8 protein-coding genes are annotated in these 16519 nt (G+C 36.7%); all 8 read right to left on the reverse strand.

The features are described 5' to 3' along the window. Positions 1 to 26 precede the first annotated feature (26 nt). The 8 genes from PCY70_RS03900 to PCY70_RS03940 all read right to left on the reverse strand — a co-directional run bounded on the left by PCY70_RS03900 (position 27) and on the right by PCY70_RS03940 (position 16489). The gene (locus PCY70_RS03900; RefSeq protein ID WP_305768519.1) at positions 27 to 2090 is read right to left on the reverse strand and encodes an ABC transporter ATP-binding protein; all 2064 of its coding nucleotides are present in this window, start codon (positions 2088 to 2090) and stop codon (positions 27 to 29) included. 116 nt (positions 2091 to 2206) lie between these two features. Continuing rightward, complete coding sequence (locus PCY70_RS03905; protein ID WP_010166514.1) at positions 2207 to 3679, reverse strand: alpha-L-fucosidase; 1473 nt, start codon at positions 3677 to 3679, stop codon at positions 2207 to 2209. Positions 3680 to 3788: 109 nt separating this feature from the next. Then, complete coding sequence (gene ytvI / locus PCY70_RS03910; protein WP_305768520.1) at positions 3789 to 4826, reverse strand: sporulation integral membrane protein YtvI; 1038 nt, start codon at positions 4824 to 4826, stop codon at positions 3789 to 3791. A gap of 46 nt (positions 4827 to 4872) precedes the next feature. Then, positions 4873 to 8757: a 4-alpha-glucanotransferase gene (gene malQ / locus PCY70_RS13775; protein WP_330697045.1), complete on the reverse strand. Its 3885-nt coding sequence runs from the start codon at positions 8755 to 8757 to the stop codon at positions 4873 to 4875. A gap of 138 nt (positions 8758 to 8895) precedes the next feature. Continuing rightward, positions 8896 to 10542: a hypothetical protein gene (locus PCY70_RS03925; RefSeq protein ID WP_305768521.1), complete on the reverse strand. Its 1647-nt coding sequence runs from the start codon at positions 10540 to 10542 to the stop codon at positions 8896 to 8898. An 84-nt stretch (positions 10543 to 10626) separates the two neighbouring features. Next, positions 10627 to 12645 (reverse strand): hypothetical protein, encoded by a 2019-nt coding sequence (locus PCY70_RS03930; RefSeq protein ID WP_305768522.1) that lies wholly within the window; start codon positions 12643 to 12645, stop codon positions 10627 to 10629. A gap of 54 nt (positions 12646 to 12699) precedes the next feature. Next, positions 12700 to 15099, reverse strand: coding sequence for a hypothetical protein (locus PCY70_RS03935; protein WP_305768523.1), 2400 nt, complete (start codon positions 15097 to 15099; stop codon positions 12700 to 12702). Positions 15100 to 15214: 115 nt separating this feature from the next. Then, a complete protein-coding gene (locus PCY70_RS03940) occupies positions 15215 to 16489 on the reverse strand; it encodes a hypothetical protein (RefSeq protein WP_305768524.1) in 1275 nt (424 codons plus the stop codon). Positions 16490 to 16519 lie beyond the last annotated feature (30 nt).

A 16519-nucleotide genomic window follows, 5' to 3' on the forward strand; every position in this document is an offset into this window, starting at 1 on the left:
AGGGCTTCTGTTCCCTCCTCACTAACTTATATATTTACTGTGCGACTTCCTTTATTGCCTTCTCCTCCGAAATTGCCTTCTCCTAACATACTGTTTCCATCTCTGCCATCTCTTCTATCTCTCGGCATTCCATCAGCAAATTGACCTTTGCCACGACGACGCTTCTCTCTTCTATCTCTATTATCTCTATGCTCATCCAACGAGATGGTATATCTATTCGCTTGTGTAGAAAACAATGTGTGATACTCTCCTTTTAATTCCATCAACTCTGCATGATTTCCAAGCTCGATAATTTCGCCGTATTTCATAACCATAATCTTTGTTGCGGTAGTTGCGCTCGAAAGTCTATGCGATACAAAAATCGTGGTTTTATCGCTTCTCAATTCATCAAATTGATTAAAGATTTCTTGCTCTGCCATAGGGTCGAGCGCTGCAGTTGGCTCGTCTAAAATAAAGATATCGCTGTCGCTATAAAATGATCGTGCTATTGCTAATTTTTGCCATTGCCCAATCGAAAGCTCGGTTCCTTTGTCGTCAAAATATCTCATCAGCGGTGTATCATATTTGTGTGGCAATGCTTCTATATATGAGCTCGAATTACTATGCTTCGCCGCCGATTCAATTTCGTCATCAATCACTTCTTTTAATATCTCTCCAAATGCAATGTTCTCTTTTACTGTCACTGCGTATTTGCCATAATCTTGAAACACCGTTCCAAATAAACTATACAATCCCTCTATTTCATACTCCTTTATATCATGCCCATCTAGTATAATTCGCCCTTCTGTTGGATCATATAGCCTCATAAGTAATTTTATTAATGTCGTTTTCCCGGCACCATTCAGCCCCACGATCACTATGGAGTCCCGCGGGTCAATTGTTATATTGATATTTTTTAATACATCGGCTTCTGTTCCTGGATATCTAAATGATACATTTTCAAAGACTATTCTGTGATCAACGCCTCTCTCGACCTTACGCGCTGGCGAAATACTAGGCACTATTGTTGGCTCTGCTTGCATATAGTCTATTAGGTTATTGATAAATAATGTACATTCGTAGATAGAAGCGGTAGTTGTGATCAGCTTTGCTATTCCTGCAGAGATCGCATTTAGCGCGCCAGTATATAATGCATAGTTACCAATTTCGTAGTTGCCGTCAAAAACCCCTCTTGCTATATACACAAATAATACACAATTTACCAAAGTTGATAGTAATGATGCGCCCACATTCCATTTGCACTCATCTACAATTAGCTTTTTTAGGCCTTTATAATATACATCAAAAACATTTGTATATTTATCAGTAAACGTATCAGTTAACCCCAACAACTTGATTTCTTTTATTAGGTCTTTATTAACTACGATTTGCGAATAATAATTTAGTTGACGACGCTCTGTGCTACTTCGCCACATATAATTGAAATTCTTTTTTCTGAAATAAAAGTTGATAAATGTAGATGGCGTTGCGATTGCTATAATAGCCAATGCCGGCAAAATTCCTATTGCAAGTATAACGATTATGTAACTTACGATACTAATAACAGTCGAAATAATAGAAAACGTTGAAGTTAAGGCATTTAGTGGCTGTCTTGACGCCTCACGCGTTGCATTTTCGAGTTTTGAGTAATATTCTGGACTATCATAACTTGCCAAATCTACTTCTTTAGACTTAATCATCAGTTTAATCTTAATATGGTTCCCAATTACTTCTCCCGAGATTCTAGTTAGGGTAACATATATGCGGTCTACAATACTCTTTAGCAACAAATATCCAAATTGTAGCATTAACAACCAGAGAATTATATTAAAACTTGTAATCTCATGCGTATACGACTTTGCCAATGCATTCAAAATCTCTTTTCCTATTAGCGAACCCGTAACCGGCATCAGTCCGTTAAACACTGTCATAAACATCATTACAAAAATAATTCCTGGATTTGCTTCCCACACCAATTTTATTATATATGACATTCGCCCTGTAATTGCAACAAACATCTCTTTTACATAAGCTGGTACCTCTTTTAATTTTTTTGGTGGCTCAATTCTATACTGATCTTGTGCCTTATTATGTGGTGGCTGTGGCGGCATTTAGTAAACACTCCCTTTCTCTTAAAAATACTCTATAATATAGCATATTATCTACTTTTCAATTATATGCAACAATTTTGGTACAAATAAGAGCCCCCTAAAACGGAGGCCCCCAATTATTCTATTTCTATTTTTAGCGAATATGCTACTTCACATGGTTTTGCGACAGGAGATGTTACCACAAGCCCTTCTGCAGTTTGCTTAAATTCTAATTCACCATCAGCACCAAGCATACTCACCCTCTTAACCTTATAAGTCGTATCTATGGATTTTACCAAAAATTCTTCTGCCCATCCAAAGCATATGGCATAGACAACGCCCGGCTTTGCAGTAAATCGAATCTGAGACGCATCTCCTTCTATTTCTTTTTCATTGAAAGAAGTAAACTCATTTTTTTCAACTTTTTTTCCCTCGCCAAACACTACAAATGGACGAGTATCGTATATTGCCTCCCCATTTACCGCCATCCATGCACCAAAATCTTCTATAAACTTCTCTTCTGTTTCATCTAATGTTCCATCTGGCTTCACAGGAATGTTCAACAATAGATTTCCATTTTTACTAACGATATCGCATAGCATTTTTATCACGAACGCTGCAGACTTGTATTGCTGCCCTACTCTATAGAACCATTTTCCAATACAAGTATCTGTTTGCCATGGCTCATCTCTGATATCGTCTACCACACCTCTCTCTAAGTCTTCTACGCAGATGCCCTCAAAATAATCGCCATGAAAATGCAATCCGCCTTTCTTCTTATCGCTAAGCGTAAAGTTTTTACAGTTATATACCGCCTCACATTTTCCGTTGTGAGTTTTTTCACTGTGATTATATAAATTTGCTATCGCAGCGCGACCAACTTCACCAAACGGTACGCCACCATCAGTGTATAGTAAGTCTACATCATATTGCTCCACAACATCTTTCACCCTATCATACCAGCCTTGAACAAACTCTTGGCTCGGATTATGCGGATAGCTCATATGATTTTCTTCATGTGGAGGATAATACAAATCTTCATATGCTGGATCGTTGCCATCATATGGCACCCCTGCCCATTTGCCTTCTTTATCTGCGCCCTTGTTGGTATTAAACCATGAGTAGCTTCTTTCATGGTGCACTGTCACGCCAAATGGCAGCCCTTCTTTGTCCGCCGCATCTTTAAACATCTTGATAATATCTTTCTTAGGCCCATAATTTACTGCATTCCATTTGTGATGCTTCGAGTTCCAGTTATCAAAATTGTCGTGATGTACCGCACAAGCAACGAAGTATCTTGCCCCAGCTTTTTTATATTTTGCCACTAGCGATTCTGGGTCAAATTTCTCTGCTTTCCACAATGGAATAATATCTTTGTATCCAAACTCAGACGGATGCCCATAATGCTCTAGATGATACTTATACTGATCATGGCCTTCTATATAAATATTTCTAGCATACCAATCTCCATACATCGGAGCCGACTGCGGTCCCCAGTGTGACCAAAATCCTATCTTTGCATTTCTAAACCACTCGGGACATTCATATTTTTGAAGTGATTCAACACTTGTATCAAAACTACCAGGGGTAACTTCAAATTCAATTTTCATTACTACAAAACTCCTTTATAATTAGGTAATGCAATCTCAAAGATTGTCATAGCTCTTATTATAGCATAAATTATAAATAATTTTCCAATTTTCTATAAAAAACCTCCCTCTACTCTCCAGAAGGTTCTTTAAATTTTGGAATTATACCCATCGTTTGTAATGTTTGAACTGATACCGCTATCATCGGCCCTACAAAAACTCCGATTGCACCAAACACTTGCAATCCAATATATATACTCATCACTGTCACAAGTGCATACATTCCTATCTGCCCCGCAAGCACTCTCGGCTCCAGAACTTGTCTCATTATTACAATGATTCCATAAATCGACAGCAACGAGAGCCCCAACGACCAATTTCCCAATATCAGATGATACACTCCCCACGTTATTAGAAATGCTCCGCTTCCCAACACCGGAAACGCATCGAATATTGCAATACATACACTCAGCAAAAACGCATAGTCTCGCTTCAGTACCATAAGCCCTGTAAAGCATATGCAAAATGTTCCGCCCATCAAGATAAACTGTGTTTTCACATAGCCACCAAATGCTGTTTTCAATCCTATCTGCATCTTGTCTATATGCGGTCTGATATTATCAGGAACTTGCGCATACATAAATCTTCTCAAAAAGTAAAAATCTTTCGTTATAAAAAATGTCGCTATTAACATCACTATCATAAAAAACAGCGTTGATGGCACAAACTTTATTGTTCCATATGCCAACGGCACAATCTGCGCCAGCGAATCCGAAAACCAGTTTAGCAACTCAACCAATATATCGTCTATCGAGGTAAACCCTGCTGGCAACGGTATCGCCCATGCTTCTGATATTTCTATCAGCTTTGCCTCTAACTCTGCTTTATATGCCGGAAACGACTCACTCAGAGCTACAACTTCGCTGATCAACTTCTTAATAACTTCCACCAATCCCCATATTAATGCACTCAAAATTGTTAGCATACATAGCAATGTTCCCATTCCACGCGGTATATTGAATCTTTTCTTTAATATGTTTACAAACGGATTTAGCAAAAAAGCAATTAAGTATGCCAAGATAAACGGAGCAAACAGACCAAAAATATATTCTACAAAAATATATATCAGCCCCAAAATTATTATTACATTTACAATTCTCTTATACAACACACACCTCAATTAAAAAAAGAGAGGTTGCCCCCTCTTTAAGTTCTTATTTCTTTTTTAAAGGACAAGGAGTAATCTCCCAAATATCTTTTGCATATTCTAAAATCGTACGATCGCTTGAGAAAATTCCAGCATTTGCAATATTTTTTAAGCATATCTGAGCCCAATGTCTCTTGTCTTTGTACGCCGCAAACACTTCGTCTTCTTTTTCTTTAAACGCTTCGAAGTCACCTAAAATATAATATTCGTCAGGACGATTCCACCCATCTTGCTTAACTAAGCTATCATATAATGCACCAAATTCGCCAGTTCCGTGGTCGTTTAGTGTTCCATCAACCAGCGCATTGACCACTCGTTTAATGTCTGGGTTTTCGTTGTAAATTCTAACAGGATCATAGCCATTTTGTATTCTTTCTATATCTTCGACACGTAGTCCAAAGATAAAGTTATTTTCTTCGCCACTCTCTGCCACAATTTCAACGTTCGCGCCATCATAAGTTCCAAATGTTGGAGCTCCATTAAGCATAAACTTCATATTTCCAGTTCCTGATGCTTCCTTACCTGCAGTAGAAATTTGTTTCGAAACATCTGCTGCTGGAACCAGCTTTTCTGCATAAGTTACTCGATAGTTTTCAACGAATAGTACTTTTATCCTACCTTTTACTACCGGATCTCTATCGATTAGTTTTGAAATTTCACCAATAAATCTTACGATGCCTTTTGCTCTTGCGTATCCAGGAAACGCCTTTGCTCCAAAGAAGAACGTAATTTTTGGAATATCAAGAGTAGGGTCATCTTTAAGTCTAAAGTATAGATCCAAAATATATAGTGCATTTAGGAATTGACGCTTGTATTCATGTAAACGCTTAACCTGAATATCAAATATTGAATCCGGGTCAACAACCACTCCCTCGTGCTCCAAAACATATGCTGCTAGCACCTTCTTATTATGATGCTTTATTTGCATAATTTTGTCAAGTACTATATCATCTTCCATATACGCTTCCAAGCCTTTTAGCAGCGACAGATCCTTTATCCACTCTGGGTTTCCAAGCAATTTTGTAATATACTTTGAAAGCTCTGGATTTGAGTAACGAATCCATCTTCTTGGCGTGATTCCGTTTGTTTTGTTTTGAAACTTTTGCGGATATAGATAATACCAGTTCGCAAACTCTGTTTCTTTTAAAATTTTTGTGTGCAAAGCCGCCACGCCATTTACAGCGAACCCAATGTGTATTGCAAGATTTGCCATATGAATTTTATTGTCTTTTAGAATTCTATAGCTGTGGATTTGATAGTCACTATAGTTTTTGTTAGCTAGCGCTTCCATACATATATAATCTATAGTTTGTATAATCTCATACACTCTCGGTAGCAGGTCGCGAAGCAAGTTGATATCCCACTTCTCAAGCGCCTCTTGCAAAATAGTGTGGTTTGTATACGCAAATACTTTTCTAGCAATGCCCAATGCTACGTCAAATTCCATTCCCTCTTTATCTACTAGCAATCTTATAAATTCTGGGATAGAAATCGTTGGATGCGTATCATTTAGCTGAATAACATGCCACTTATCAAAATCTTGCAAGCTCGCGTGATTCTTTTTATGATTCCTTATAATATCTTGCAATGACGCACTTGCCAAGAAATATTGTTGCTTAAGTCGCAAACGCTTCCCTTCCCAATTGGAATCATTTGGATATAGCACACGAGAAATATCTTCCGCTCTACATCTTTCGCGTACCGAATCATCATATCGTTGCGCATTAAACAGCGTAAAGTCGAAGCTTACAATCGGCTCACTTTGCCATAAACGAAGCGTATTGATATTATAAGTTCCGTATCCAATTATAGGCATATCATATGGCACTGCTTTTACAGTTTCACCATTAAACTCAATGTCAATTGCAAGATAGTCTTTTCTGATGCTAAACGGATCGCTACCCCAAGTATCGGCAATCTCATACTGAGCGCCATCTTTAATGATCTGTCTGAACAACCCATTGCTATATCGAATTCCATAGCCCATCAACGGCAAGTTACATGATGCTCCAGAATCCATAAAGCATGCCGCAAGCCTACCAAGACCTCCATTGCCCAGCGTCGCGTCGTCTTCCGCATCTTCTACTCTATTGATATCAATATTCAGTTGATCCAAAATTTCTTTTACTTCATCATATAATCCAAGCGAAATCAGATTGTTTCCTAATGCACGACCCATCAAATATTCTGCAGAAAAATAATACGCTCGTTTTGTTGTATCGTAGAGCTTACTTGTACTATCGATGTCATCTTGTATTTGCTCTAGCAATGCCAAACCTAAGCAGTTAAGAACTTCTTTGTAGTTTGCATCGTCGATCTTTCTGCCATATTTTACCTTAGAATATTTTGCCATACTAGCAAGAACGGCAATCTTATCTAGGCGACGCTTTGTAATACTAGAGCCTTTTTTACATCTACCATAAAGTTTGGTTAGCGCATATAATTTTTCTGCCAATTCTGTAGTTAGATAATTAGGCGTCATTCTCCAAGTCCAGTTGCCTCCCAATGTAGATGGGATATTCATCCTAGCTTTAGATCCCAACCCTAATACATCTTGCATCTGCATAATGGCGACATCTGCCGTGCTGGCAAACATTCCTCTTATAAAGCCCCAGTTATATCCTTCTGCCAAATTTAGTTGGAAATAATCTTTGGCATGCTCAACATCTGCCTTTTTACCGCTGTCCTCTATCCAACCTATAACAGTATCATTGTCATGAGTGCCCGTATACGCAACGCAATTGTGGTCGTATCCATACGGAATATAATCACTCTCTTCTCTAGAGTCAAATGCAAATTCCAAAACTTTCATTCCTGGGAACCCAGCTTCTTTTACAAACTCTCTAGTTTCTGGAGTGATATGCCCCAGATCTTCTGCAATGATATTAACTTCGCCTAAAGATTTTTTAATAGCATTAAACAAGCGCATCTTAGGACCTTTTCTCCAGCGCCCTCTTTCTGCTGTCGCATCGCCATATGGTATTTCCCAATACGATTCGAATCCTTTAAAATGGTCGATTCTGACTACATCAAACATTGTTAAATTTTGTCTGATTCTACTAATCCACCAAGTATAATTATTCTCCTCCATTAGGTCCCAATCATATATTGGGTTGCCCCACAACTGGCCTGTTGCTGAAAACGCATCTGGAGGGCATCCTGCTACTACAGTTGGAAGCTTCTTTTTGTCTAATTTAAACAGATGCGGAGTTGCCCAAGTTTCTGCACTGTCAAATGCTACATAAATAGGAAGATCTCCAATAAACTGAATTCCTAAACTGTTGACATACGTTTTAAGTTCTCTCCATTGCTTAAAAAATTCATATTGAACAAATTCCCAAAATCCGATTCTATCCTTAAGCTCTTGTTTGTAGTTCGCAACAGCTTCGTCTTGATAAAATTTAATATCCTCTGGCCATTCAATAAAAGCTACAAAGTTAAATTTCTCCTTTATCGCCATAAATAATGCGTAATCATCCAGCCAGAAAAAATTCTCATCTTTAAATGTCTTGATTTGATGCTCTAGTTTTCCTTTAGAGTTTTGATACGCAATCTCCAAAACTTCTAATCGTTCTTTAAACAGCTTCTTATAATCGATGCACTTAGGATTATCACCAAAATCTCTATGTTTAAAGTCTTCTTCTACTAATAATCCCTCTTCTTCTACTAACAGGTCGAAATCTATAAAATATGGATTTCCCGCAAAGGCCGAAAAGCTTTGATATGGCGAATCACCATAGCTAGTTTGCCCTATAGGTAAAATCTGCCAATACTTTTGTCCCGCGCGATCTAAAAAATCTGCAAACCTATAAGCCTCTTTACCAAACGTTCCAATACCATACTTTTCGCCTAGTGAAGAAATATGCATAATAATTCCACTACTTCTTTTCATACAACACTCCCTTTTTTATTCAACCATAAATATTTGTAACTTAATTTCAAGTATATTATATGCATTTTTCTAAAAATTACCCGATAGAGAAAAAAAAACCTCAGAGTTTTTAAATTTTCTGAGGTAAGATAGTTTTTTTTAAAAATGAATTCCTTTAACATATGCTTCTTGTCTCAACATCTGCAAGCTATTAGATTTATAGTCATAATAAAATGTTGTTGCTACATATCCTAAGACATCATCTTCTGCTGTTCCCAAAATTGATTGTACAGCAACTAAATTTTCGGTAGCTTCTCCCCAGTATTGCACAAACTCAATCTGACTAAGTGTCATCACCCTGCCATATTGCTCATAAAATAGTTTGCCATTATTTCCGTATATCTGACCCAGCCCCTTGGAATAATGGCGGCTTATATCCAAAATAAATTTCTTGCCTGTAGACATCGATACAATCAACTTATAGTCATCTGCATATGTGGCAACACCCTTAAAGATCATGTTGAAATCACGCGAATCAAATATCATTCTCAGTTCACCAGTATTAAACGAATAGATAAAAACATCCAACCTGGTATTTGTGTAATCACTTTTGATTCTCACCACTATGTCCTTATAGGCTTCTCCGGAAAAATTTACCAACTCTAACGATGGGTCGTATCCATATGCAATTGGCAAAATAATTTGAATCATTGGCCCATTGTTGCCGTCTTCTATAAACACACTTAAAGATTCGTAATAGTTTTGACCTTTTGGTATACCGGCCAGTTTTATGATTTCTTTACTTGAGCCACCTTTCGCATTGCCGATCTTTTGATCCACTATCATAAAATCATACGGAATCTGTGCTCCCACCAAATACTCTCCCGGATATGAATTTGGGTTAATATCGGGTGTATTTGATATCATTCCTGGCTTGGGTCTCGGCACTGGCCCCGGATTATAATCTGGCCCTATCAATACCGAATCTGTCGGCGTGTTATATCCATAATCTGGTTCTGGCGTTACTGTTGGAGGCAACATTCCTGGCTTTGGCCTCGGCACTGGCCCTGGATTATAATTAATATTTTCGTAGCCCATGTCTGGTCTTGGATTATAATTGCTATTCCCATAACTTGTATCTGGTTCTATTAATATTCCTCCTGGAGGTGCATTATAGTCTATCCAGCCATTTTTTGAACCTGACCCTGAACCAGGTGCATTTGGCCTTATTGCTGGTTGAAATCCCATGTCAGATCCTGGATAATCGGCCCCGATAACAGATTGGATCCAACCCCCTCCTGTTTGCGAGCTTGCAGTAGGCCCAGAATACCCATAATTTGACGAACCATAGTCTGGATTTGTTGGGTAGCCATAGTCATAATCTGATAAATAGTTTCCTCTACTATCATTTCCTTTTAGATTTGCTTTTGCTTCGTATTTAACTCCGTCCACTAATGCGACAAACTCTAAATCGTCTTCATCCTTTTCAAAAAGCATTTCTAAGTTAACAGTATTTCCTACTACCATCAATTCTTCAGCTACATCTAAATCATCCAAAAAATATAGCTCATTTTCTTCCGCTTTGCTTAATTCTCTTACAAAACTAACAGTCCATTTAAAATTTTCTCTATCCAGTACTGCTAAATATGGTTTATCTTCTTTTTCGAACAAAATAACAATTTCTGGCTGATCATCACCATCAACATCGGATAATAAAAAATCTGCATCATCTACGCTTTTAATTATTGTTACCGTCGCGTAGCTTGGTAAAAAACCATTCAATGCATTTTTTAAATAGAAATCCATAAATCTTCCTCCTTAAACAATACTGTAATATCATTTTATGAATCCATTTTTAATTTAGAATTAGTCCCTAAAAATTCATATTTCTCACTCAGAAACCACTTCTGCATAAACTTGCTGATTATCTACTTGTAGCCTTTTAATCTGTGAATTAAACCTAAACGTTGTCACCACATATCCTACAACAATAATGCTATATATACCTATTATAGGTTGTATTGTAACTATCTTTTTTGTAAAATCTCCCCAATTTTGAATAAATTCAATTTTAGAAACTGGCATAACGGTTCCATATGCGGCACGCTTTAAAATTCCATCTGAATGATATACGACATCAACGTCCAAATCTGTTTGCGTTATGTTAAAGTTAAATCTCTTGCCTGTTGACAGAGCGATATCAATTTTATAAAAATTTTGATATGTTACAAGCCCCATAAAATGTCTATTAAAATCTTTTGCATTAAATATTAGGCTATATTTTCCATTTTTAAACGAATAAATCAAAAACTCCATCTCTTCTACACCTTTATTTATCTTAAGGACAATATCTTTATAGTGTTCTGAAGAAATATTAATCAACTCTAAAGAGATGTCTACACATTGCAGTATTGGCAACTGAATTTGAGTAATAGGTTCGTTTTCTTCACCTTCTATAAATAAACTTAGCGAATTGTAATATTTTTTGATTTGTCCCTCGCCTACTTTGTAATTTATTATGTTTCCAACCAATTTTACTGTTTCTATCTCGATTTCAGCATCGACATTTCCACTTTTTTGAGCAATTATTATAGCGTCTTCTGGTATTGACGCATTGGATATACATTTGCCTGTCTCGTTTTTCTCATTCTCTAATAGAGGCACATTATTTAATGTGTTAACTGCTCCTTCATCTAGATCAACTTTTCCTCGAGTCACTTGCTGGTCCACAATATATAACCCATTAAATTGATAATTGAGCTTAAAGACTGTCATAATATATCCCAACACATCATTTACACTAATCCCAACTATCGGCTGAATTACTACCAAATCTTGGGTCACTTCATTCCAATGCTGTATAAATTTAATTTGATTTACAGCCATCACTTGACCAAATCTTGCGCCTATTAGTAGCCCGTTGCTTTGATATATCTGCCGCAAATATTTACTGTTGCTAGAATCTAGCTCAAAACTATTGCCAGTTTTTAGTTTTACATTAACCTTATAATTATTTTCGTAAGTTACCTTTCCACTGCAACTATAATTAAATGTCTGAGAATTAAACAGCATTTTTAACATTTCGGCATTAAACGAATAAACATATGCCCCCAAAATAGCATTCGACTCCAAGTCTTTTGACTTTATTGCAAGATTTTCTGGCTCAGGATCTGTTTTTATAAGTATATCCTTACAGATTTCTTCAGAAAAATTTATAAGCTCCAACGAAGGTTTAAATCCTACCCTATCTCCATATAGATCAAAGCGGATTGCATCTTCACCTCTATTGCTTTCTATAATCACATACATTTCAGTGTAATATTCCAAAACATCTGACATCTTTCCAATCAATTTGACTACATCCTCATATATGCCATCTCGCACTCGCCCCGCCACTTCTGCTATTACCACATCGTCTTCTGCCAAATTACCTGCAGCTACATAGTCTACACACACCGCCGGTATAGTTATCCCAAGATATGTCTCCAAAAATCCTCCCCGAAAAATTGAATCGTTAACATCCGCTTCTACTTCGTATTTTTCATCATTTACTATTGCTATAAAATTCAACTTCTCTTTATCAGGAAATAGCATATTGCCATGTACGTATTTTTTATCGTTTTCTATTATATTTTTTGATACTTCTATTGCGCTCAAAAATCTTGCGTGCCCTTCATTTGTATCTGATGCTTCTTGTATAAAATCGATTGCCCAAATATAATTGTTAACTTTTAATACAGCAATATAGTTTTTCTCATCATTGCTTAGCAACATTATTACTTCTAATTCACCATCGTTATCAATATCCGTTACTAAGAAGTCTGCTGTTTCTAGTTGAGGATCTAGTAAGACTAATTCTATATCATCTGGCAAAAAGCCCTTTAATGCATTTTTGAGATAATGATCCACATTTATTCCTCCTAAAAAGAGCTGCGACCTTTGCCACAGCCTCTCATAATATTATTATACTAAAAATGGGGTTCCTACTAACACCGCTTCTTGGTCATAAACCACGAGGGCATTAATTTCGTAATTAAAAACAAACACAGTTTCTACATATCCTATTACATCGCCCGGATTTGGCCCTGTTATCGGCTGAACTACAACCAAATTTTTGGTAGGTTCTTTCCAATACTGCAAAAACTCTATCTTATTTAGAGGGCGCACCTGGCCAGTAGTTGGAGCTATCAGTTTTCCGTCTTTGCTATATATCGAACTCAAGTTGAGTTTAATTTGACTAATATCTAATACGAATTTTTTGCCAGTTGATAACGCAACCTTTACCTTATAGTCATCTGCATATGTCACATCACCAATAAACTGCACATTAAAATCTCGTGAATCAAAAATCATTCTCAAGCTTCCAGTATTGAACGAATAGATAAATATTTCTGAATTGGTATCGGTATGATCAGCCTCGATCTTCACAACAGTATCCAGATATGCTTCCCCTGAAAAATTCACAAGTTCTAAAGTTGGATCATATCCTGTTGTATATGGCAAGATAATTTGCATAGTAGGTGTGTTGGCATCGCTGCTTTCTATAAACAATGTTAAAGCCGTAAAATATTTTTCTACACTGGTGGTTTTTCCCACTAACGAAACAGTTTCTGTGTGTGATCCTCCCTTAATATTGCCGACTTTGCTATCTAAGATGGTATATTCTGGAGAGATCTTTGCCCCCACTATATAACTACCAGGTTTTTTATTTGGCTCTGCAACTGGCATATCCTCCTTTGCTGTTGTGATTGCCGCTACTCCGTTTGATGTTGCCTCTGTTTTGTCATCGCCTAGCGGTGCGACTTTTATGGCCGATGGTATAGTCATTGGCGTGTTTGCGTTGATGGTCTCTTCATTGCTCACTGGAGCGACTTTTATGTTCGATGGTATAGTCACTGGTGTATTTGCCGCTGTTGTTGCTTCTTGTGATGTTGCAATTGAATTTGGCTCTTTTAACGGATCCACTCCTTGAGTAATAGATTGCGAATATACTTTAAGTCCATTTGCCTGATAATCAAATTTCAATGCCATATTTATGTATCCTAGCACTGTCTGATTATTTAATCCCAAAATTGCCTGAATCGTTACTAAGCTCTGCGCATTATCTATGTCTTCGTAATATACTTGGCTAAGAGGCATTATTTGACCATAGCCATTGCCTACTAATGTCATTCCACCAAAGCTAACATTAAATTGTTGCGAATTAAAAATCATTTTTAAGCTGCCCGTATTAAATGAGTATACAAAAAATGAAAGTCCAGTAGTTATTGGATCGGCATATGGGTTGGGCTCTATTTTTACAGAAATATCTTTGTATGCTTCTCCCGAAAAATATCCAACTTGTAGCGATGGATTATACCCTGCCGTAACAGGTAAATTTATTCGTATGCTTGGTTCACCTTGGCCAGTTTCCACAAACAAATACATATCCGCACAATACCCTGACACGTCTCCTATGCGCCTACCTACCAACTTAATTACTTCTGATGTTGATCCAGATTTTACATTTCCCAGCTTTTGATCCAATATCACATCATCTGCTCCCATCTGCGCACCCAACACATAGCTTGGCGACGTTGCAGAAAGAACTGTTCCCACAGGTGCAACTGGTGTATTTTCATTTGGCAACGGAATTACCGGCCCCCCCACTTCTGGTGTTGAAGTATTTGGCCCTACTGGCAAATTTGGCGTTGTAACATTGGGACCTACCGGAATGTCTGGTCTTGGAATGTTTGGTGTAACAGGATAGCCTGGATTCAGTGGATTCACCACAAAATCTGTTGTTGCTGGTTCATTATACGGCTCCGCGGCGATTGTTTTTACTATTGATTCTGAATCAGGAGGCAATTCTACCTTTTTTAACTCATCTGTTAATGATCCCGACAGCTCCTTTGCTTCTTTTGGCATTTGATTTTTTAAAATTTGTATCGCTGGACTAACTAACAAATTAGGATACAACTTAACTTTAGCATTATATTTAACATTTCCTATTATAGCTATGAAGTTTAAAAAATCATCGTGAAAGAACAGTCTTTCTGCACTCAATGCTTTGTTGTTTTTTTCTAATACACTAGAAACTACTTCTATTTCATCTAAATTTTTCCAATACCCTTCTTTTCTTTCTGAGTCTCCTATCGATCTAGCATACGTTAATGTCCACGCGTCTGTATTATTTTTATCCAGTACAGCTAGGTAATTTCTATCTTTATTTTCCATTAGTATTATGATCTCTGACTGCCCGTCTCCATCGACATCTGATAGCAAAAAGTGTGCGTCATTCATACTATTTCCCAGCAACTCCACTTCTGCATCCTCTGGTACAAACCCTTGCAAAGATTGTTCTAATAATTCATTTATACCCATTTGATTGCCTCCTTAATATCGATATAATAATATCTTATGAAACTGATAAATTTTTAGAATTAGTCCCATATAAAAAGGCCAAACTGTCAATAGCAATCATTTTTTCTCGATCTTATTATTCTAACAAATACAACTGCTGATCTTTCATTTGCAATTCACCATATCTTGTATATCTAAGAGTTGTCTCAATATATCCCAAAACAGTTTTTATAGCTGCCGAGCCGTTATCATACTGACTCACAATATTCTGCGTTACTATTAGATCAATAGAAATTTCGTTCTCTACAAATTTTAAATTATTCATTACTATCATGGTTTTTCCCGAAACTTTTCGCAATATTCCTTCGTCATCATATATTACATTTACATACTCTGGCTGCTCCAAATTCCATTCAAAAAAATTGCCATTTCTAAGTTGTATCACTGCTTCATAATTTTCTCGCAATATCAGTCTTCCACCAAATTGATACTCAAAATACTCCGAGCTAAAATGCATCTGCAGATCGCCTCTGTCAAATGTATATATAAAAGTATTTAAAACATCTGTTCCCACTATGTCCGTACCAACTTTAACTACTATATATTCAATATTTTGGGCTATAACTAAATCTTGGTTTGTAAATTCTATGAGTTCTAATTCTGGATTGGTACCACTTGATATAGGCAAATCAAACTTGATGGAAGTTTTTTCGACAAGATCTTCTATAAAAATACATAAAGATGTATAAAACGCAGGTCCAATCGCTGCAGTTCTTCCTACCAATTTAGCCATATGCGTAGGATAACTCTTGTTACCCAAAAGCTCTTTTTCATCAATTACAACATCATAATCATCCAACACTGCTTTATTTTTATAGACCACCGGCGTTGGCGTTATAATTAGTCCCTCTGTAATAGGGTTTACAACGGCAATTTCCTCTTCATATGCCTGATAGATAAACTCTTCTATTTCTTCTATTTCTTCTTCTCTATATTCTTCGTTTGCAACAATTTCAATGCTTTCAAATTTTAGTTTACACTGTAACTCATATCTTACCTCATCAACAATGGCAACGCAGTTTAATACCTCTTTGTTAAACAGATCTTTTATCTCAATGGTAGCCAAGTTCGAAATATTAATCTCAATATCTATTATAGTCAAAAATTCTAATTGCTCCGTAGTCGCATCTATTTCGTGATAGAAACACACGCTCCATTTAAAATTTTTTCTATCTAGCATTGTTAGATAGGTTTTCTTATTGTATCTAATTAACATAATAATTTCAGGTTGATCATCGTCATCAACATCTGAGATCAAAAAATCTGTAGTATCTATCGCTGTTTCTGTTAGCTCCACTTTAGTATCTTCAGGCACAAATCCGCGTAGGACATTTCTAAAATAACATGACATATATGTACCTCCTTAAACTTATACGATATT

Origin of the sequence: Candidatus Epulonipiscium viviparus (genome assembly GCF_030708075.1) — a bacterium.
GTDB classification, from domain to species: Bacteria; Bacillota; Clostridia; order Lachnospirales; family Cellulosilyticaceae; genus Epulonipiscioides; species Epulonipiscioides viviparus.